Source organism: Rhodococcus sp. (in: high G+C Gram-positive bacteria), assembly GCF_049299235.1.
Classification (GTDB): Bacteria; Actinomycetota; Actinomycetes; order Mycobacteriales; family Mycobacteriaceae; genus Rhodococcus.
The window spans coordinates 18,060-37,860 of the sequence record NZ_JBAQXC010000346.1 but is presented as its reverse complement, the minus strand read 5'-3'; the positions used below and the strand labels follow the sequence as shown (position 1 = coordinate 37,860).

The 19,801-nt window shown below is 66.8% G+C and carries 17 protein-coding genes; 11 read left to right on the top strand and 6 right to left on the bottom strand.

The window, feature by feature from the left end:
• A partial coding sequence (locus WAX14_RS21595; protein WP_422630091.1) for a hypothetical protein occupies window positions 1–683 on the top strand: 683 nt, incomplete at its 5' end.
• A gap of 42 nt (window positions 684–725) precedes the next feature.
• On the opposite strand, the gene WAX14_RS21590 is transcribed toward WAX14_RS21595, so the two are convergent.
• Window positions 726–971: a hypothetical protein gene (locus WAX14_RS21590; RefSeq protein WP_422630090.1), complete on the bottom strand. Its 246-nt coding sequence runs from the start codon at window positions 969–971 to the stop codon at window positions 726–728.
• Window positions 972–2,179: 1,208 nt separating this feature from the next.
• Here WAX14_RS21590 and WAX14_RS21585 point away from each other — a divergent pair.
• The 3 genes from WAX14_RS21585 to WAX14_RS21575 are packed head-to-tail and all read left to right on the top strand — an operon-like array spanning window position 2,180 to window position 4,936.
• Window positions 2,180–3,712, top strand: a complete 1,533-nt coding sequence (locus WAX14_RS21585) for an amino acid permease (protein WP_422630089.1) — start codon at window positions 2,180–2,182, stop codon at window positions 3,710–3,712.
• A 49-nt stretch (window positions 3,713–3,761) separates the two neighbouring features.
• Complete coding sequence (locus tag WAX14_RS21580) at window positions 3,762–4,211, top strand: hypothetical protein (RefSeq protein WP_422630088.1); 450 nt, start codon at window positions 3,762–3,764, stop codon at window positions 4,209–4,211.
• 38 nt (window positions 4,212–4,249) lie between these two features.
• Entirely contained in the window at window positions 4,250–4,936 is a 687-nt protein-coding gene (locus tag WAX14_RS21575; RefSeq protein ID WP_422630087.1) for a YceI family protein, read from the top strand.
• Here the strand turns inward: WAX14_RS21575 and WAX14_RS21570 are convergent.
• Window positions 4,917–5,855, bottom strand: coding sequence for a sterol desaturase family protein (locus tag WAX14_RS21570; RefSeq protein WP_422630086.1), 939 nt, complete (start codon window positions 5,853–5,855; stop codon window positions 4,917–4,919). The genes WAX14_RS21575 and WAX14_RS21570 overlap by 20 nt on opposite strands.
• 164 nt (window positions 5,856–6,019) lie before the next feature.
• Here WAX14_RS21570 and WAX14_RS21565 point away from each other — a divergent pair, with 164 nt between their 5' ends.
• The 5 genes from WAX14_RS21565 to WAX14_RS21545 all read left to right on the top strand — a co-directional run bounded on the left by WAX14_RS21565 (window position 6,020) and on the right by WAX14_RS21545 (window position 13,221).
• A complete protein-coding gene (locus tag WAX14_RS21565) occupies window positions 6,020–6,481 on the top strand; it encodes an RrF2 family transcriptional regulator (protein WP_422630085.1) in 462 nt (153 codons plus the stop codon).
• A 96-nt stretch (window positions 6,482–6,577) separates the two neighbouring features.
• Window positions 6,578–7,171, top strand: coding sequence for a TetR family transcriptional regulator (locus WAX14_RS21560; RefSeq protein ID WP_422630084.1), 594 nt, complete (start codon window positions 6,578–6,580; stop codon window positions 7,169–7,171).
• Between the two features lie 42 nt (window positions 7,172–7,213).
• A complete protein-coding gene (locus WAX14_RS21555; protein ID WP_422630083.1) occupies window positions 7,214–9,553 on the top strand; it encodes an MMPL family transporter in 2,340 nt (779 codons plus the stop codon).
• Between the two features lie 42 nt (window positions 9,554–9,595).
• Window positions 9,596–11,323, top strand: a complete 1,728-nt coding sequence (locus tag WAX14_RS21550) for an ABC transporter ATP-binding protein (protein ID WP_422630082.1) — start codon at window positions 9,596–9,598, stop codon at window positions 11,321–11,323.
• Window positions 11,320–13,221 carry an ABC transporter ATP-binding protein gene (locus WAX14_RS21545; protein ID WP_422630081.1) on the top strand — a complete coding sequence of 634 codons (1,902 nt, stop codon included), beginning with the start codon at window positions 11,320–11,322 and terminating at the stop codon, window positions 13,219–13,221. The genes WAX14_RS21550 and WAX14_RS21545 overlap by 4 nt, the downstream gene beginning before the upstream one ends.
• 50 nt (window positions 13,222–13,271) lie before the next feature.
• Here WAX14_RS21545 and WAX14_RS21540 read toward each other — a convergent pair whose 3' ends face one another.
• Both WAX14_RS21540 and WAX14_RS21535 read right to left on the bottom strand, forming a co-directional pair.
• Window positions 13,272–13,913, bottom strand: coding sequence for a class I SAM-dependent methyltransferase (locus WAX14_RS21540; RefSeq protein ID WP_422630080.1), 642 nt, complete (start codon window positions 13,911–13,913; stop codon window positions 13,272–13,274).
• 100 nt (window positions 13,914–14,013) lie between these two features.
• Complete coding sequence (locus WAX14_RS21535) at window positions 14,014–14,919, bottom strand: LysR family transcriptional regulator ArgP (RefSeq protein ID WP_422630079.1); 906 nt, start codon at window positions 14,917–14,919, stop codon at window positions 14,014–14,016.
• Between the two features lie 72 nt (window positions 14,920–14,991).
• Between WAX14_RS21535 and WAX14_RS21530 the strand changes: the two genes are divergently transcribed.
• Complete coding sequence (locus tag WAX14_RS21530) at window positions 14,992–15,594, top strand: LysE/ArgO family amino acid transporter (protein WP_422630078.1); 603 nt, start codon at window positions 14,992–14,994, stop codon at window positions 15,592–15,594.
• Between the two features lie 38 nt (window positions 15,595–15,632).
• Here WAX14_RS21530 and WAX14_RS21525 read toward each other — a convergent pair whose 3' ends face one another.
• Together WAX14_RS21525 and WAX14_RS21520 are read right to left on the bottom strand one after the other, a co-directional pair.
• Window positions 15,633–16,490, bottom strand: a complete 858-nt coding sequence (locus tag WAX14_RS21525; protein WP_422630093.1) for a cation diffusion facilitator family transporter — start codon at window positions 16,488–16,490, stop codon at window positions 15,633–15,635.
• 49 nt (window positions 16,491–16,539) lie between these two features.
• The gene (locus tag WAX14_RS21520; protein WP_422630077.1) at window positions 16,540–16,959 is read right to left on the bottom strand and encodes a pyridoxamine 5'-phosphate oxidase family protein; all 420 of its coding nucleotides are present in this window, start codon (window positions 16,957–16,959) and stop codon (window positions 16,540–16,542) included.
• A gap of 117 nt (window positions 16,960–17,076) precedes the next feature.
• Here WAX14_RS21520 and WAX14_RS21515 point away from each other — a divergent pair, with 117 nt between their 5' ends.
• Window positions 17,077–19,782 carry a cation-translocating P-type ATPase gene (locus tag WAX14_RS21515; RefSeq protein WP_422630076.1) on the top strand — a complete coding sequence of 902 codons (2,706 nt, stop codon included), beginning with the start codon at window positions 17,077–17,079 and terminating at the stop codon, window positions 19,780–19,782.
• The last annotated feature ends 19 nt before the right edge of the window (window positions 19,783–19,801 follow it).

Here is a 19,801-nt window from a genome sequence, read left to right as displayed (position 1 = left end):
CTGTCCAGGCGGTAGTCGGTCCGTCGTGTCGGCCGTTCGCGGCAGTTGAGGTTGAGGCCGCCGACGCTTTCACCGTGCGTCAGCAGCCCGCCGAGGGTGTGATCCTGTCGAATGACGACGGGCCGATACTCCGGCTTGCCGTCGAGTACAACTGCACCCTCGACGGGCGTGACCGATACCTCGCGGTAGAGAGTTCCAAGGTGCACGTGTTCGTCGAGCCGGATGGGCGCGAGCCGCTGTTCCGGTATGAGTACGAACGGTCGATCTCGGCAAGGCTCCCGGCAGCCCACATCCAGTTCCATGGCACGCACCCCGAGCTTGAGAAGGCCATGGGCGAGTGCGGAGACAGCACGCCGCGGGCAAAACGGCGGAGGCGCGGCAAGGATCCGATTCGTCTCAGCGCACTGCACTTTCCGGTTGGAGGGTCGAGGTTCCGCCCGACCCTTGAGGACGTCATGGAGATGCTCATCGAGGAGTTCGGCGTCATACCCGCAGGTTCGGTGAAGGCCGCTCGCGACGCACTCGCGAAGTCGCGAGAAGCCTGGCGGCGGACGCAGGTGGCCACCGTTGTCCGGGACGCCCCTTCCGAAGCCGTTCGGGCCCTGGTGGACCTCGGCTATCGGGTTGATCCGCCCAAGGAAGGGCCGACGCCCGACAAGCCCGCCAAGCTGCGCGCGTTGTAGGTTGAGGCTGGCCACAGGTGGATCCGCCGGGCATTTCCCGCGTCAGCGGTTGTCGAAGAGCTTGTCGGCCACTCGCTTGCCCAGGACCTTCTCGACGGGGTGCCGGTCGATCTGATCGAGGGTCAGGCACCTTTCGGGCCGAGCCAGTCGCGCGATGTCCGCCGGGTCGGGTCTGGGTACTTCAAGTGCGGTCTGGCGTGCCTCGTCTGCGTCGATCTCTTCGTGAAGCCAGAGACTCTCCCCGGCCTCTGCCAGCCAGTGATCTTCGGTGGCGAACCAATTCGCCACGAGCACAACGCTGTTCGGAATCAGCGTCCAGACCTACTGTCGGTCGATCGCGGATCTTGCACCCGGTCGGGTGGCCCCGAGCCACGAAAGTTCGCCGTCTGCGGTACGCGTCAGTCGCCAGAACTCCCAGCCGGTGTTGCCATTGTTGATCCTGTCTCGCTGCGTCGAAACCGCAATAGCCCGTCCTGGCGCACTATCGCACCCGGTGGTGCGGACGGGTCGGGTGCGCCACAGAACGACCAGTGCAGCCCGACCGGGACTGTGCTGCTCCTCGGTATATGGGGGATAGTTCGACGACATCCCCTGGTCAGCGGGGGTTTCCTGGTTTCCTTCCTCAGTATCCAGGCCCTCTGCGGGAATGAGGTCAGTCGTGTCGGACAGGTTCTTGTCGCTCCAGACGATCTGCCGTCGGCGAAGGCTTGCGGAGTCGAACTCCGTCAACGCGGTCAGATCACCTGCGACCGCGAGTTCCAACGGTGTCTGCGCGCCTGAGGTACTCGCCGGGCCGAGTCGGGTCTGTTTGATCAGGTCGTACGCCGTCGAGGAGTGCGTTCGCCTCTGTGAGCCGGAGAAGTGGTCGAGACTTGGGATTCTCGTTCATACCCATTAGCCCTCGGGAACTTCGACAGTTTCGAGTACGGGTAGGACAACCACTTGCATCGGCCAGTACGAGTGGCGTCGAGTTGGGGCCTCAGCGAGGGCGTGTCGTGCTGAGTCGAGGTCGTTGGCTCGCAGCCGTCACACCTGAAGGGCGAGACGCGGAATTGCTCGGTGATCTAGTGGGCTCGAACCGGTTCACCCTGGTGGACCCGCTCGCGCAGCGGCCGAGTTCACACGCCCGGCGTGCCCACACTTGCGCGTAAACCGACGTAATCCACCGCGATCTGCAGCCAACGAAAACTGCAGTTCAGGGTCAATTTTCGACTTCCATGCTGGGGTTCACAAAGGGTTCAAATCCCTCCGCCACCGCCACGAGTCCCCCACCTGTTCACTCAGGTGGGGGGCTTTTTTGTGCATCCTCATCACGTTCGGGGGGCTCACGCCGGCGCTGCCCACATTCGGTTCCATGGCGCGCACGCCGAGCTCGAGAAGGCCATGGGCGAGTGTGGAGCCCGCACAGGTCCGAATTCAGGCGAGGCGTCTGGAGGAAGTTCCCCTCACGGAGGTAGTCGCAGCGGTACGTTTTCCTCGCGACGAGAGGAGTTGCGATGACTCGGGGCGACACACGTCGGAACGGGATGTTCCGCACCAAATCGGTCGAGCAGTCCATTCGTGACACCGACGAACCGGATTCGAAGCTGCGCAAGGACCTCACCGCCTGGGATCTGATCGTGTTCGGTGTCGCCGTCGTCATCGGTGCGGGCATCTTCACGTTGACGGCCCGCACCGCCGGCAACGTCGCGGGCCCGGCGGTGTCACTTGCCTTCGTGTTCGCCGCGATCGCCTGTGCCCTCGCGGCCCTGTGCTACGCCGAGTTCGCGTCCACCGTGCCGGTCGCGGGCAGCGCCTACACCTACTCGTTCGCGACGTTCGGTGAGTTCGTCGCGTGGATCATCGGCTGGGATCTCATCCTCGAGTTCGCGCTGGCCGCGGCGGTCGTCGCGAAGGGTTGGTCGTTGTATCTCGGTGAGGTGATGGGCGGGTTGTCGTCGTCGTTCATGCTCGGGTCGGTGAAAGTCGACTGGGGTGCCGTCCTCATCACCCTGGTGATCGGTGTGCTCATCGCGACCGGGACGAAACTGTCGTCGCGGGTGTCGCTGGTGATCACATCCATCAAGATCGCGGTTGTACTGTTCGTCGTGGTCCTCGGCGCGTTCTACATCAAGACCGAGAACTACACCCCGTTCATTCCGCCGTCGGAGACGGGCGACACCGGTGAGGGTCTGCATCAGTCGCTGTTCTCGTTCGTCACCGGCGCGGGCGGCAGCACGTTCGGCTGGTACGGCCTGCTCGCCGCGGCCAGCCTGGTGTTCTTCGCGTTCATCGGGTTCGACGTGGTCGCCACCACCGCGGAGGAGACCCGTAACCCGCAGAAGGCCGTGCCGATCGGCATCCTCGGCTCACTCGCCATCGTCACCGTCCTGTATGTCGCGGTCAGCTTCGTCCTCACCGGCATGGTGAACTACACCGACCTGGCCGGCGACGAATCGACACTGGCCACCGCGTTCGCGTTGAACGGCATGGATTGGGCGAAAAACCTCATCTCCTTCGGTGCTCTCGCCGGTCTGACCACTGTGGTCATGGTGCTCATGCTGGGTCAGACACGGGTGTTGTTCGCGATGGCCCGCGACGGGCTCATGCCGAAGCGCCTGTCGCACACAGGTAGTCACGGCACCCCGGTCCGCACGACCGTCGTGGTGACGGTCGTTGTCGCGGTACTCGCCGGCCTGATTCCGCTGGGCACCCTCGAAGAAATGGTGAACATCGGCACATTGTTCGCGTTCGTGCTGGTCTCGCTCGGGGTGATCGTGCTGCGGCGCACACGGCCCGATCTCGAGCGGGGATTCCGGGTGCCGCTCGTCCCGGTGGTTCCGATCCTCGCGGTGATCGCGTGTGTGTGGCTGATGGTCAACCTGTCGGTGGAGACGTGGCTGCGGTTCGTGGTGTGGATGGCGATCGGTGTCGTCGTGTACTTCGCCTACGGCCGACAGCATTCGGTGCTCGCACACCGGGCCGGGGACGGAACGGCCGGGGACGGAACGGCCGGGGACGGAATGTCGACACCCTCGCGTCGATCCTGAAGGTCGGCCGGTTCCGGCAGCCCCGCAATCGCAGCCCTACAGTTGGCGGATGGCCGATACCGGAACACAGACGACCACCCCGGGCGCGGGTGGTGTTCACGCATCCGACGGGCGGCTCGTTGCCGGTGTGGTCGACGTATTCGTGTACGTCGTCGTGCTGAATCTCTTCGTGCAGTACCTGCCCGAGGTGATCAGCGAGACGTTCACCTTGTCGTTGCTCACCGCGGTGCTGTTGAAGGTGGTGCTGGAAGTGGTGGTCGCGGTGAAGGACCGGGCGAAGGCCCGGGTACGACGGGCGGACACGCCGATCGGTAAGGCCGCGGCCGCGATGCTGCTGTGGCTGGTGCTGGTGGGCAGCAAATTCGTGGTGCTCGAGACGGTGGCCCTGGTGTTCGGCTCCAGGGTGAGTCTGGGCGGGTTCTGGTCGGTCACCGCGTTGATCCTGGTGCTGCTGGTATCGCGGGCTCTGGTGCGCCGCCTGCTCCGGATGGCAGCGTAGCCACCCCAGAGTATTGAAGCTTCAACTACTGTCGGGGCATGCGCAAAATCTGGTGGTCTCTGGCCGCGATCGTCGTCGTCGCGCTGCTCGGCTTCTTCGTCGCCCCGTGGGTGTACGGGACGTTCATCGCCGAAGACGACGCACCCGCCGCCTCGGTGTCCACCTCGGGCGCGCAGGCCGCGACCGGTGATCTCACCGGTTCGTGGACGATCGCCTCCGGATCGGAGGTCAATCGGACCGCCGCCGGCTATACCGTCCACGAGATCCTCCGCGGCGCCGACGTCACCGTCGTCGGCAGCACCGACCAGGTCTCCGGCACCGCGACGATCGAGGGAGACAGTCTCGCCGCCGCCGAGGTGACCGTGCAGGTAGCCGGGATCACCACCGACAGTTCGCAGCGCGACGGCCAGTTCCGGGGCCGGGTCATGGCGGCGGACACCTATCCGACGGCGATCTTCGTCCTCGCCGGCCCGGTGGACCTGTCCGCGGTGCCTGCCGACGGCACGACCACGACGCTGCCGGTCACCGGGACGCTCACGCTCAGGGACCGGTCACTGCCGGTGACCGTCGACGTCGAAGTGTTGCGTTCGGGGACAGATCTGGTGGCGTCGGGCAGCGTCCCGGTGATCTGGTCTGATTTCGGAATCGAAGCCCCAAGCCTCGGGTTCGTCACCGTCGACGACCGCGGCAGCGTCGATTTCCTCGTCAGCTTCGCGAAGAACTGACCGTCGCCGACCGCCGACGATCCGGCGCCCAACCGGGCGGCCCGAACACGTAGCCGAGCTTGTGGCGCCACGACGATGCGGACCGCCAGTCCCGCGCGATCGCCCGGTATTCGTGGGTTTGCAGATCCCAGATGTTGTAGGTGCCGACCGGCGTGGTGAGTCCGTAGGTGGGCCGGTGGGTTTCGGCTCGGAACGTGCCGAACATGCGGTCCCACACGATGAACATGCCCGCGTAGTTACGGTCCAGGTATTCGGGATCGCACCCGTGGTGCACCCGGTGATGCGACGGGGTGTTGAACACGAACTCGATCGGTCGGGGGAGCGTACCGATCCGCTCGGTGTGGACGAAGAACTGAAAGACCAGGTTGACAGAGAACCCGACGAACACCATCCACGGGGGAATGCCGATCAGCGGCAACGGAATCCACATGATGATCTCGCCGCTGTTGTTCCACTTCTGGCGCAGCGCAGTCGCGAAGTTGAAGTACTCACTCGAATGATGTGCCTGGTGGGTGGCCCACACCACCCGGACCCGGTGTGCGATGCGGTGATACCAGTAGAACAGCACGTCGACGCCGACCAACAGGATCACCCACGTGTACCAGGCGTCGGCGGGCAGATGCCACGGCGCGGCATACACCCAGATCACCGCGTAGCCGACGAGCGCGAGGATCTTCCATGCCGCGCTGGTCGCAACGGAGACCAGTCCCATCGAGATGCTCGCGCGCGCGTCGCGGGCCTCGTAGCCACCGCGCGGCGGGTGGCTTCTGCCATCCGCGTCGGGTTCGACATGCTCGAGAGTGCGGGCAGCGGTCCATTCGAGGATCAGGAACAGCAGGAACGCGGGGATCGCCAGCGCCACCGGATCCTGGAGCGGCTCGAGCAGCGATCCCCACGAATGGAGCACGGTCTCCCACATGTCGTCCTCCGGTTTCGCGCGGGCAGGCAACCAATCTATCGAAATGTGTCCGAGGTCACTTCGGGCGGTTCCGGGACCGCGGCTGCGCGTCTACGGCCTGGCATACTTTCCCTCCGGTCCGATAGGAAATCGAGCGGCCGAGGCGAACGGCGAAGGGGACGGCAGTGCACATCACCGCGAGGGTGGACTACGCCGTCCGCACATTGCTCGAGTTGGCGGCCGCGGGCGACGCTCCCGCCAAGGCCGAGGGATTGGCGAAGTCGCAGCAGATTCCGCACAAGTTCCTCGAAGCGGTGCTGGCCGATCTGCGGCGCGGGGGCCTCGTGCACAGTCGCCGCGGACCGGAAGGCGGCTACTGGCTGGCGCGTCCGGCGGGGGAGATCTCCATCGCGGACATCATCCGCACCGTCGAAGGTCCGCTGGCGTCGGTGCGGGGGGAGCGGCCCGAGGACGTCGCGTACACGGGCCCGGCGCGGCGGTTGCGGGATGTCTGGATTGCGGTCCGGGTGAATCTGCGCGCGGTCCTCGAGGAAGTCACCCTCGCCGACGTCGTCGACGACAACCTGCCCGCGTTCGTTACCGATCTCATCGCCGATCCGGAGGCGTGGACGCGACGCGAGGTGTGACCTGCGCCATTGCGGCGCGACGGCTGTGTGCAACGCCATGAAAATGCACATTCGTGCAAAGTTGCCGGACTCTGCAAGTTCGGTACCGTGGAGGACATGACTGCCGAACCCGGACTGCGCGATCGCAAGAAGGCCGCCACCAGAGCCGCCCTCGTTGCGGCCGCAGCCCACCTCTCCCGCGAACGGGGAATCGAAGCTGTCACCGCCGAAGCCATCGCCGCCGAAGCGGGCGTCTCGACACGCACGTTCCACAATTACTTCGCGAGCAAGGAAGAGGCGGTCCTCGAATACCTCGAGGGGCTGCTGCGGAAGTGGCTCGACCGGCTGCGTGACCGGCCGGCCGGCGAACACGTGTGGGATTCGATCGAGGCGGCAGCACTCGAGGTCGCCGCCGAAATCGACTACTTCGACGAACTGTGCGCGATGTGCGAACTCGTCGAGCAGAGTCCCGCGCTCATCTCGCGCGGTATCGAAATCCACACGCGGACCGGTCCGATGATGGTCGAGGCGATCGCCGCCCGAGCCGGCTGCGACGCCGACACCGACATCTACCCGGCGCTGCTCAACTACTGCGCGGTGGCCGCGATCCGCGCCGCCATCGACCTGTGGCGGTCCGGAAACTCCGGCGCGCAGTCCCCCGAAGAACTCATCCGAGCCGCATTCGACCGGCTGCGGCAAGGCATCTCGTAGCCGGCCCCCCGCCTGCGACACATCCGACAAGAAAGGCGCCCTGTGGCCACCTACCTATATCGGATCGGCAGATTCGCCTACCGGCGGAAAGGCACGGTCCTGTCCCTGTGGATCGCGATCCTCGTCCTGTTCGGCGTAGGCGCAGCGACCCTGTCCGGACCCACCGCCGACTCGTTCTCCATCCCCGGCACACCGGCCCAGCAGACGCAGGATCTGATGGCCGAACGCTTCCCCGGCGCCGAAGACCCGACAAGTGCGCTCAGCGCGCGCTACGTGTTCGCCGCCCCCGAGGGTGAAACCCTCGACGAACCGCAGAACCTGGCGGCGATGAACGACGTGCTCGCCGCCGTCCGTGGAATCGACCAGGTCGCGGCGGCCGCGAAGGTCGATCCCGCCGCCGCGACCCCCGAACAGCAACAGGGCGTTCTCGTCGATCCCGTCACCGCCGACGCCGGCCTGGTCGAGCAGATGAAGGCCGCCGCGCAGCAGCAGGGCGGCACCGAGGAATCCGCGCTCGCGGACGCCGCCGCGCTGTCCCCGCTCAGCGAGGACCGCACCGTCGGGTTCGTCACCGTCCCGTTCGACGGCGCCTTCGGTGACGTCGACGACGCGCTCCTCGGGCAGATCACGTCCGCCGCCGACATCGGTCGCGACCTCGGACTGGACGTGCAGGTCAGCGGTTCCGCCGCGGCGGAAACCGAAATGCCGGGCGGTGTCACCGAACTCATCGGTATCGGTGTGGCCGCGGTCGTCCTGGCGCTCACGTTCGGCTCGCTCGTCGCCGCCGGTCTGCCGCTGATCACCGCGATCGTCGGCGTCGGCGTCGGCAGCCTCGGCATCACCGTCGCCACCGGATTCGCCGACCTGAGTTCGATGACTCCGACGCTGGCCGTCATGATCGGCTTGGCCGTCGCCATCGACTACTCACTGTTCATCGTCTCCCGGTTCCGGCACGAAATCAGCGTCACCGAAGACCGCGCCGACGCCGCCGGACGCGCCGTCGGCACCGCGGGTTCCGCCGTGGTGTTCGCCGGACTGACGGTGATCATCGCGCTGGTCGCGCTCAGCGTCGTCGGCATCCCGTTCCTGTCCGCGATGGGCTACGCCGCGGCATTCACCGTGTTCGTCGCCGTCCTCATCGCACTCACCCTGCTGCCCGCCATCCTCGGCCTGTTCGGTGACAAGGCGTTCGCGGGACGCATCCCCGGAGTGAAAGCGAGCGACCCGGAAGCGGAACCGGAGAAGCCGGGACCTGCCCACCGCTACATCGGGTGGGTCACCCGCAAGCCGCTGATTCCGCTCGTCGCCGGCGTCCTGATCCTCGGTGTCGCCGCGGTCCCGGCGCTGAACCTGCAGCTCGCGCTGCCCACCGAAGCCACCGGCGACCCGCAGACCAGCTCCCGCCAGGCCTACGACCTCATCGACGACGCGTTCGGTCCCGGCCGCAACGGCCCGCTGCTCGTCGTCGCCGACGCCCGCGACGCCGACATGTCGGCCCCCGCGGCATTCGACGAGGTCGTGCAGGACCTGTACCGGCACGACGAGGTCGTCAACGCGCAGATCGTCGGTGTCAACGAGGCAGGCGACACCGCGCAGATCATGGTCACCCCCAGATCCGGGCCCAGCGAGGCCGCCACGATGGATCTCGTCGCCGACCTGCGCGCCGGCGAAGCGGATCTGAATGCCCGCACCGGCATCTCGTACGGCATCACCGGGCAGACCGCCCTCGAAGGCGACATCTCCGACACCCTTCAGAGCGCGCTCGTGCCCTACCTCGCGGTCGTCGTCGGTCTCGCGTTCATCCTGCTGATGCTCGTCTTCCGGTCGATTCTGGTGCCGCTCACCGCGACTCTCGGCTTCCTGCTCAGCGTGATCGCGACGTTCGGTGTGACCGTCGCGATCTTCCAGGAAGGCTGGGGCGGGCTGATCGCCAACCCGCAACCGCTGGTCAGTTTCATGCCGATCTTCCTGATCGGCGTGGTATTCGGCCTGGCCATGGACTACCAGGTGTTCCTGGTCACCCGGATGCGCGAGGACTACGTGCACGGCGCGACCGCGAAGGACGCCGTCCAATCCGGATTCCGGCACGGCGCGCGGGTGGTGAGCGCCGCGGCGATCATCATGATCTCGGTGTTCGCGGCATTCGTCGCCGAACCCAACGCGTTCATCAAGTCCATCGGATTCGCACTGGCCGCCGCGGTGTTCTTCGACGCGTTCGTGGTGCGCATGGTCATCATCCCGGCCGTGATGGCGTTGCTCGGCGACAAAGCCTGGTGGTTGCCGAAGTGGCTGGACCGCATCCTGCCGAATGTCGACGTCGAGGGCGAGAAACTCACCCGCGAATTGAAAGCGGCATCCGAACGGGACACGGTCGACGCGTGAACGATCGCGGCGTGAGGTGCCGGTCCAGGTAGGTTGATCTCCATGTTGGTCAGGCTCTTGCGGCGATACCTCGCGCCTCACAGTGGTGCACTGGTTGCAGTGGTCGTGCTGCAACTGGTGTCCACCGCCGGCATGCTGATCCTGCCCAGTCTCAACGCGGCGATCATCGACAACGGAGTATCCCGCGGCGACGTCGGCTACATCATGCGCACCGGTGGGATCATGTTGGTCATCTCGGCGTTCGAGGTGGCCGCGGCGATCGGCGCCGTGTACTTCGCGGCGCGGACCGCGATGGCCGTGGGACGCGACATCAGATTGTCGCTGGTCCGCCGGGTCGGGCAGTTCTCCGCACGCGAGTACGGCAAGTTCGGGGCCGCATCGCTGATCACCCGCAACACCAACGATGTGCAGCAGATCCAGATGCTCGTCATGATGACGTGCAGCATCGTCGTCACCGCCCCCATCATGGGCGTGGGGGCCATCGTCATGGCGTTGCGGGAGGATCGCGGCACGTCGGTGGTCGTGGCCGTCTCGGTGCCCGTTCTCATCCTCACGATCCTCGGCCTGATGGCCATGATGCTGCCATCGTTCCGCGTCATGCAGGTCAAGATCGACAGTGTGAACCGGGTGCTGCGCGAGCAGATCACCGGCATCCGGGTGGTGCGCGCCTTCGTCCGTGACGATTCCGAACGCGCCCGGTTCGACGAGGCGAACACCGACCTGACCGCGACGGCACTGCGCGTCGGCCGGGTCAACGCGATGCTGTATCCCGCGGTGATGCTCATCGCGAACGCGAGCACCGTGGCCGTGGTGTGGTTCGGCGGACATCGCATCGACATCGGCGCGATGGGAGTCGGCTCGCTCACCGCGTTGGTCACCTACGTCAGCCAGATCCTCATGGCGGTGCTCATGGCCTCGTTCGTCGCGCTCATGGCCCCGCGCGCGGCGGTCTGCGCCGAACGCATCCTCGAGGTCCTCGACACCGAGCCGTCGGTGGCGCGCGCGGAGAACGCCGTATCGACGCTGTCCCACCCGATCGACGTCGAACTGCGGGGCGCCGGATTCTCCTATCCCGGGGCCGACGCGCCCGTGCTGCGCGGCATCACGTTCCGCGCGGAGCCGGGCACCACCACCGCGATCATCGGCGGCACCGGGTCCGGCAAGACCACCCTGATGCGCCTGATTCCGCGGCTCATCGATGTCACCGCGGGTTCGATCCAGGTCGGTGGTGTCGACGTGCGGAATTTGGACCCGGCGGTGCTGCGGCACGAGATCGGCGTCGTGCCGCAGAAGGCCTACCTGTTCTCCGGCACGATCGCCGAGAACCTGCGCTACGGGCGCCCCGACGCCACCGACGACGAACTGTGGCGTGCCCTCGAGATCGCGCAGGGTGCGGACTTCGTCGCGGCGCTGCCCGACCGGCTCGAGACGGAGGTCTCGCAGGGTGGCACCACGGTGTCCGGTGGGCAACGCCAGCGCCTCGCCATCGCCCGCGCATTGGTGCGCCGGCCGTCGATCTACCTGTTCGACGACGCGTTTTCCGCGCTCGACCCCGCAACCGATGCCCGGCTCAGGGAGGCGCTCGTGCCCGAGACCCGAGACGCGTGCGTCCTGATCGTCGCCCAGCGAGTGTCGACCGTGCAGGAGGCCGATCGGATCATCGTGCTCGACGACGGAACGATCGTCGGGTCCGGCACCCACCTCGATCTGCTGTCGAGTTGCCCCGAGTACGCCGAGATCGTCGAATCCCAGCGAATGGTGGCCGTATGAGCACCCCGGAACCGCCATCGCCGCCGGCGCAGCCGCAGCAGGGGCTCAAGTCGATCACCCGGATCCTCGGGCTGCTGCGCCCGCAGCGTTTCATCGTCTACGGCGTGCTGGTCATGGTGCTGTTCGGTGTCGTGGCGCAGGCGGTTGCTCCGCTGCTGCTCGGGCGCGCCACGAACATCATCTTCGACGGCGTCGTCGGCTTGCAGTTGCCTGCCGGACTCACCCAGGACCAGGCCGTCGCGCAGTTGCGCAGCCAGGGCAACGACCAGTTCGCCGACATGGTGTCCGGGACGGCGGCGGTGCCCGGCGTCGGCATCGACTTCGGTGCGCTCGGGCAACTCCTGTTCGTCGTCCTGGCGCTGTACCTGGTGTCCTCGGCGTTGATCTGGGTGGCCGCGTACGGACTCAACGAAATCGTGCAGCGGGTGGTGCGGGATCTGCGTTCGCGGGTCGAACGCAAGATTCACAACCTGCCGTTGCGCTACTTCGACACGCACTCGCGTGGCGATCTGCTCAGCCGCGTCAGCAACGACATCGACAATGTGTCGACCGGGATGCAGGAATCGATCAGCCAGCTCGTGCTGGCCGTGCTCACGCTCATCGGCCTCGTGGTGATGATGCTGTGGATTTCGCCGCTCCTCGCGTTGGTGGCGCTGTTCATGGTGCCCGCGTCCGTCATCGCGACGGCCCTGGTGGCGCGACGGTCCCGCAAGCATTTCGCGTCGCAGTGGGCGGCCACCGGCACGCTCAACGGCCAGATCGAAGAGACGTTCACCGGACACGAACTCGTCACCGCGTACGGACGCACCGCGGACGTCGAACGCCGGTTCACCGAGACCAACGACGAATTGTTCCACTCCGCGTATCGCGCCCAGTTCGTGTCCGGCACGGTGATGCCGCTGGTGACCTTCCTCGGGAACCTCAGCTACGTGGGCGTTGCCGTGCTCGGTGGCCTGCGGGTGGCGTCGGGCACCATCACCCTCGGTGAGGTGCAGGCACTGATCCAGTATTCGCGTCAACTGTCGCAACCGCTCGCCCAGATCGGTGCGATGGTGAATCTGCTGCAATCGGCCGCCGCGTCCGCGGAACGGGTGTTCGCGCTCCTCGACGAGCCGGAACAGGAGCCGGAATCGCCGGCGCCGACGTTGCCGTGGGGTCGGCACGGCAGCGTCGAATTCGACGACGTGACGTTCTCGTACGAACCGGACCGCCCGCTCATCGAACATTTGTCGTTGCGTGCCGAACCCGGTCAGATGGTGGCGATCGTCGGGCCGACCGGAGCAGGCAAGACCACGCTCATCAATCTGATCCTGCGGTTCTACGAGCTGAACTCCGGGCGCATCCTCGTCGACGGGGTCGACATCGCGTCGATGTCGCGGGCGGAACTGAGGTCGCGGATCGGCATCGTGCTGCAGGACACCTGGCTGTTCGGTGGCACCATCCGGGAGAACATCGCCTACGGCAATCCGCACGCCACCGAGAATCAGATCCTGTCGGCGGCTCGCATGAGCTATGTCGACCGGTTCGTGCGCGCACTGCCCGACGGGTACGACACGGTCATCGACGAAGAGTCGGGCAGCCTCAGTGCCGGTGAACGTCAGCTCATCACGATCGCGCGGGCCTTCGTGGCCAAGCCGTCGATCCTGATTCTCGACGAGGCCACCAGTTCGGTCGATACTCGCACCGAACTGCTCGTGCAGCAGGCGACTGCGCGATTGCGGGACGATCGAACAAGTTTTGTTATTGCACACCGACTTTCGACGATCCGTGATGCGGACCGGATCGTGGTGATGGAGGACGGGCGCATCGTCGAGCAGGGTACGCACGAAGACCTGCTGCACGCCGGGGGCACCTACACCCGGTTGTACGACGCGCAGTTCCGCGCGCTGGTGGATTGATACTCGGGTTGTGCGCCTGCCGAGCGCGGTCGGCCGTCACCGTCGTCTGGTCAGGGTCTTCGGGTGGCGCGGAGTACGGTGTCGTGCAGCACCTCGTCGCGGCCGTGACCGGTCGCTGTTCGGGTCCGCGATTCCGCGACGACGATGTCCCACCGGCCCGGCTTCAGTGACGCGGCGAGATCGTCTGCTGTGACCCGTGATTCGGGCGCCGACCGATCGCCGGGATGTGCATGTCCGGCATGGTCGTGGCCGACGGTGACACAGTCGTGACCCACGACCAGCAGCGTTCCGCCCGGTGCGACCGCATCGGCCAAACGCCGCAAGAGATCCTCCCTCGGTCCCGGTGCGTGTACGTAGTGCGAGGTCACCAGGTCATAGTCGGAGCGCGGAGAATTCCACGTCGTCAGATCTGCGCGCACCCAGTCGATCCGGTGCGCAACGTCGGCACCGGCCGATTCACCGAGTGCACGCGCCCGGCCGAGAGCCTCCTCGGCGATGTCGACCGCGGTCACGGTCCAGCCGTGCCCGGCGAGCCACAGGGCGTCGCCGCCCTCGCCGCAACCGGCATCCAGCGCCCGGCCGGGCCGCAGGTCTGCGACTTCGGCGACGAGTTGCGGATTCGGGTGACGGTGGGTCGTGGACCGGTGCCGGTAGCGGTCCTCCCAGAACTGTCTGTCGAAATCCTCGGCCACGGCCACCATCCTTTCGTTCGCTGATCCGACCATGCGGGACACCGCACTGGAGTGCAAACTTGTTTGCCAGATCGGCAAACTGGCCCGTGCCCGGGCGAGGTCAGGCGTCGGTCCGGCGCAGCACCTCGCGGGCGGTGCGCCGCACCACCTCGGTGAGCGCGTCGAGAACGGGTGATTCCAGACGCCAGCGCTGCCAGAACAGCGGCACGTCGAGTGGCGCATCCGGGGCGAGCCGAACCAGATCGGTATCGCTGTTGCTCGTGAGGTCGAGCATGGGTTCGGGCAGCATGCCCCAGCCGAGCCCGAGGTTCGCGGCGTCGACGAATTCCCGCGCGCCCGGCACGTAGTTGCGGGGTGGATCGAATCGGCTGCGGGTGTGCCTGCGCAGAAAGCGGTTCTGCAGATCGTCCTTGCGGTCGAAGGTCAGCATGGGTGCTTCCCGCAGCGCGGCTGTGGTCATGCCGACGGGAAACCAGTGTGCGGCGAAGTCGACACTTGCCATTGCGTGATAGCGCATGGCTCCGAGGTTTTCGGAGGTACAGCCCTGGACTGGATCGGGTACCGACGTGACCGCCGCCATCGCGGTGCCGTCCCGGAGCAGCGCCGTCGAATGGAATTCGTCCTCACGCAGGAGTTCGAACAGCGCACGGTGGTGCTGCGGCATCCGCGCCAGCGCCCGCAGCATCCAGGTCGACATCGAGTCGGCATTGACCACGAGCGGCACGGTCACAGTACTGCCGGCGCTCGGGTGGAGACCGAGTGCCTCGGCGGTGTCCTTCTCCAGCCGAGCCACCTGGCGGGCCAGTCGCATGATCGCCTCACCCGCGCCGGTCGCGGTCACCGGGCGGGTGCGGCGCACCAGCACCTGCCCGACATGTTGCTCGAGAGCCTTGATGCGCTGGCTCACGGCGGACGGGGTGATCCGCAGGATCGCCGCGGCTCCGTCGAAGGTTCCTTCGTCCAGTACGGCGGCGAATGTGCGCAGGTGAGCGAAGTCCAGATCCATAGTAAGAAACTCTAATGTTACATAAGGAAATTCAACTGTTCTTATCTCGTGACGGTTTCTACCGTTGGCGCCGTGAACCTCGTCATCACCGGCTTCCTCACCGGGCTCTCCCTGATCGTCGCGATCGGTGCGCAGAACGCGTTCGTTCTGCGCCTGGCCATCGCCCGACGCCACGTACTGCCGGTGATCGCCGTGTGCGCGGTATCCGATGCGGTGCTCATCGCAGCGGGTATCGCCGGCATCGCGACGGTCCTCGACCGGGCTCCCGGCGCACTCGAGTTGATCCGCTGGGGCGGTGTGATCTTCCTGGTCGCCTACGGCCTGCTGGCCGCCCGGCGAGCCCTGCGGCCGTCCGCGATGAGTGCGGCGCCGGGCGGGGCGATCACCATCGGGGCGGCCGTCGCGACCTGCCTGGCGTTGACCTGGCTCAACCCGCACGTCTACCTCGACACCGTCCTCATGCTCGGGTCCGTCGCCAACACCCACGGCAATCCCGGCAAATGGTGGTTCGGTGTCGGTGCTGTCGCGGCGAGCCTGGTGTGGTTCGGGGCGCTCGGTTATGGGGCGCGCTACCTGCGGCCGTGGTTCGCGCGGCCCGGTTCCTGGCGAATCCTCGACGGCGCTGTCGCGGTCCTCATGGTGAGCCTGGGCGTCGGACTCGCGGTCGGCAACTGACCGTCACCGTCACCGTCACCGTCACCGTCACCGGCACGTCACGTCGGCCGGGCGGCGACGTCGGTGGGTTCGAGATGGGTGAACACGACCGTTCCGGGCAGGGCCGCGCGCACATCCGCCTCGACGCGATCGAGTAGGTCGTGCCCCGCCCGCACCGTCCAGTCGCCGGGCACCCGCACCGTGAGGTACACGAAACGCTGCCTGCCCGACGCGCGGGTGCGGGGCGGCAGGATCGTCACCGAGTCGTCGCTGCGATACGCATCGAGCACCTGCTGCACCTGTATCAGATCGTCGGCGGGCAGTGCCGCATCGAGTAGCCCGACGACCGATTCGCGGACCAGGCCGTAGCCGATCCGCAGAATGTTCAGGCCGACGAGCAACGCCACGATCGGATCGAGCACCTGCCAGCCGAACAGCGCGACCAGGCCGATCCCGACCAGCACCCCCACCGACGTCCACACGTCGGTGAGCAGATGTTTCCCGTCGGCGACGAGGGTGACCGAGCGGTGCTGCCGCCCGACCCTCAGAAGCAGCAACCCGACCGCGAGATTGAGGATCGACGAGCCCGCCGACAGGAACAGGCCCAACCCCACCTCGGTCAGTGGCTGCGGTGTCAGCAGGCGTTGCATCGACGTGACCACGATGGCTGCGGCCGCCGCGAAGATCATCGCGCCCTCCACGGCGGCAGACAGATACTCGGCCTTCCCGTGCCCGAAGTCGTGGTTCTCGTCCGGAGGTTTCGCGGCGGCACGCAACGCAAAGACACCCACGACCGCCGCCACCAGGTTGACACCCGATTCGAGTGCGTCGGACAGCAGGCCCACCGACCCGGTGATCCACGCTGCCACCGCCTTCAACGCCATCGTGGTCAGCGCGGTCGCGACGGACAGCAGCATGCACCGCATCAGCAGGCGGTGCTGCCCGGGTTCGGTCACGGCGTACTGCTCAGTGCTCGACGAGCACGAAACGCCGACCGGTGATCTCGGACGCGGCGATCTCCACGAAGTTGAACTTCGGTGACGCCACCCACGGGATCGGACCGTGTTCCTCCACGGCACGAATTTCGTTGAAATGAGTCAGAATTCGTGCCCGTCCGTGTATCACCACGCTCCACGCGGTGGCGTCGCCGACGAGATCGGCTTCGAATGCGACGTCCGCGTGCACCGCCAACTCCGACAGTTTGCTGCCTTCCCCCGACCGGAAGAACACCTTTCGGTCGCCGACGACATAGTTCACCGGGAAGACGTCGGGACGGCCGTCCGCGATCACCACCAACCGGCCCACCGCGGTGGTGCGCAGCAACTCCCAGCACTCGTCCGCACCGAGCACGGTGACTGCCCCGGACGCATCCGACGGTTCGCTCATGGCTCCTCCGATCGATCGACATACCCACCGAACTTCACATCCAGCACATCACGAACGTCACGGACGTGCAGTGGATCGGACCGCGCGCCGGACGAATCGCCGATAGCGTGGGTTTCCATGACCGATGTTGCCGAACAGCCGTGGCACACCCGGACGACTGCCGACGCCGCCGCCGCCCTCGCGGTCGATCCCGCGATCGGACTGTCCACCGACGAGGTCGACCGGCGGCGCGCCGAACACGGACCCAACCTGCTCGCCGAGGCACCGCGGGTTCCGGTGTGGCGCAAGGTCGCCACACTGCTCGCCGATCGGATGACGCTCGTGCTGGTGATCGCCGCCGTGGTCAGCGCGGTCGTCTCCCACGAATGGGAGACACCCGTCGTCATCTTCGCGGTCATCACGCTGAACACCGTCCTCAACTATGTGCAGGAGGCCCGCGCCGAGAACAGCCTGCAGGCGCTTCAGCAGATGTCCGTCTCCACCGCGCGGGTTCGCAGGGACGGCCGGGAAATGGAATTGCCGCGTGCCGACCTGGTCCCCGGAGACGTGGTGCTGCTCGAGGCCGGGGATGCGGTCCCCGCCGACGGCAGGCTCGTCACCGCCGTGCGACTACAGGTCGCCGAGGCCGCACTCACCGGGGAATCGCATCCCGTCGACAAGGACATCGACTGCGTCGACGACCCGGATGCGCCGGTCGGGGACCGCACCGACATGCTGTTCATGAACACGCAGGTCACTCGCGGGCGTGCCGAGATGATCGTCGCCGCCACCGGGATGCACACCGAGATGGGTGCGATCGCCGCACTGCTCGGCACCGCTGGGGTCGAACAGACTCCGCTGCAACGTCGTATCGGCCAACTCGCCGGGATGCTGACCATCGTCGCGCTGGTCACCGTCACTCTCGTGTTCGTGTTGGGACTCCTGCGCGGACAGTCCTGGTCGGATCTGCTGCTGACCGCGGTGTCCCTCGCGGTCGCCACCATCCCGGAAGGCCTCACCGCAGTCGTCGCGTTCACCCTCGCCATGGGGGCGTCGCGGCTCGCGGCGCGCGGTGCGATCGTCAAGCAACTGTCTGCGGTGGAAACCCTCGGCAGCACCACCCACATCGCCACCGACAAGACGGGCACGCTCACCCTCAACGAGATGACCGTGCAGCGACTCCTCGTGCGCGGCCGCAATTTCCGGGTGACCGGAAGCGGCTACGGCACGGACGGCAAGATCCTCACCGGCGACGGCCTGCCCGCACCCGACATGACCGAGGCCCTGCTGGGGATGGCGTTGTGCAACGACGCAGGAGTCAGCGACGGCACGCTCGTCGGGGACCCCACCGAAGGCGCCCTGGTGGTGCTCGCGGAGAAGGGGGGTATCGACGTGGTCGGGGCGCGCGAGACGTTGCCGCGGCTCGCGGAGGTGCCGTTCGACTCGGCCTACAAGTACATGGCGACATTCCACGGGTTGACCTCGGGCGGTTACCGGGTTTTCGTGAAGGGCGCTCCCGGTGTGCTGCTCGACCGGGCCACCACGATGCTCGGTGCGGACGGTCCCGTCCCGATCGGCGACGCAGATCACGCCCGGATCCGCTCCGCAGTCGACGACCTCGCAGGGGAGGGCCTGCGCACCCTCATGATCGCGGGACGCGACCTGGGTGCGGTGCCCCGAGGCGATGCGGATGCCCTGCAGCGATGCGTGTCCGATCTGACGGTGTACGCGATCGTCGGGATCGTCGACCCACCACGACCGGAAGCCAGGCACGCGATCGAGGTCGCGCGCGAGGCCGGGATCGCCGTCCACATGATCACCGGTGACCACCTGGTGACGGCGTCGGCGATCGCGCAGCAGTTGGGCATCACCGGCAGCGCGGCGAGCGGCGCCGACCTCGACGGCCTCGACGACGACGAACTCCGGAACCGGGCGGCGGAGTTCGGTGTGCTGGCGCGGGTCGCGCCGGAACACAAGATTCGCGTGGTCGAAGCATTGCAGCGCGGCGGCGAGATCGTCGCGATGACCGGGGACGGCGTCAACGACGCACCCGCTCTGGAACAGGCCGATATCGGTGTGGCGATGGGAATCACCGGCACCGATGTGTCCAAGGGCGCCGCGAACATGATCCTCACCGACGACAACTTCGCGACGATCGTCGCCGCCGTGGCCGAGGGTCGCGGCATCTACGACAACATCGTCAAGTTCGTGAAGTTCCAGCTCACCACCGCGTGGGGGTTCGTGCTGATCTTCCTCGCCGCCGGTGTGCTGGGGCTGGCCGGGGGCGCGCCGTTCACGGCGCTGCAGATCCTGTGGGTGAACATCATCATGGACGGCCCGCCCGCGCTGTCCCTCGGCGTCGACCCCGCCGAACCCGGCACGATGAAACGCCCGCCGCGGCCGGCCCGCGAGGCGTTGCTGAACAGGACCAGACTCCGCCGGATACTGGGGCTGGGCGTCGTGATGGCGACGGGCACGATCGCGGTGCTGCACTACGCGCCGGAGCTGTTTCCGGACAGCGCAGGCGACCCGCTGTTCGCGACGACCCTCGCGTTCACGACGTTCGTGTTCTTCCAGATCTTCAACCTGTTCAACGTGCGGTCGAACCTGGGCTCGGTGTTCTCGCTGCAGACGTTCACCAACCACACCATCTGGATTGCGATCGTCGTCGTGATCGTGCTGCAGGTCTGTGTGGTGCAGGCCGGTGCGCTGCAAGGACTGTTCGACACCACATCGCTGACCGCGCAGCAGTGGGCTCTGGCGGTCGCCGTCGGGTCGATCGTGTTGTGGGTCGACGAAACAGGTAAGGCCGTGGCGCGAGCGGTGTCGCGTCGTTCTGCGTGAGGAATGATTCGGCGGATGC

Excerpts from the sequence above, each read along its gene's own strand:
- WAX14_RS21525 (WP_422630093.1), bottom strand. The coding sequence starts at position 16,490 with ATGCTGCTGTCCGTCGCGACCGCGCTGACCACGATGGCGTTGAAGGCG.
- WAX14_RS21585 (WP_422630089.1), top strand. The coding sequence starts at position 2,180 with ATGACTCGGGGCGACACACGTCGGAACGGGATGTTCCGCACCAAATCG.
- WAX14_RS21520 (WP_422630077.1), bottom strand. The coding sequence starts at position 16,959 with ATGAGCGAACCGTCGGATGCGTCCGGGGCAGTCACCGTGCTCGGTGCG.
- WAX14_RS21545 (WP_422630081.1), top strand. The coding sequence starts at position 11,320 with ATGAGCACCCCGGAACCGCCATCGCCGCCGGCGCAGCCGCAGCAGGGG.
- WAX14_RS21580 (WP_422630088.1), top strand. The coding sequence starts at position 3,762 with ATGGCCGATACCGGAACACAGACGACCACCCCGGGCGCGGGTGGTGTT.
- WAX14_RS21550 (WP_422630082.1), top strand. The coding sequence starts at position 9,596 with ATGTTGGTCAGGCTCTTGCGGCGATACCTCGCGCCTCACAGTGGTGCA.
- WAX14_RS21575 (WP_422630087.1), top strand. The coding sequence starts at position 4,250 with ATGCGCAAAATCTGGTGGTCTCTGGCCGCGATCGTCGTCGTCGCGCTG.
- WAX14_RS21570 (WP_422630086.1), bottom strand. The coding sequence starts at position 5,855 with ATGTGGGAGACCGTGCTCCATTCGTGGGGATCGCTGCTCGAGCCGCTC.
- WAX14_RS21515 (WP_422630076.1), top strand. The coding sequence starts at position 17,077 with ATGACCGATGTTGCCGAACAGCCGTGGCACACCCGGACGACTGCCGAC.
- WAX14_RS21560 (WP_422630084.1), top strand. The coding sequence starts at position 6,578 with ATGACTGCCGAACCCGGACTGCGCGATCGCAAGAAGGCCGCCACCAGA.
- WAX14_RS21535 (WP_422630079.1), bottom strand. The coding sequence starts at position 14,919 with ATGGATCTGGACTTCGCTCACCTGCGCACATTCGCCGCCGTACTGGAC.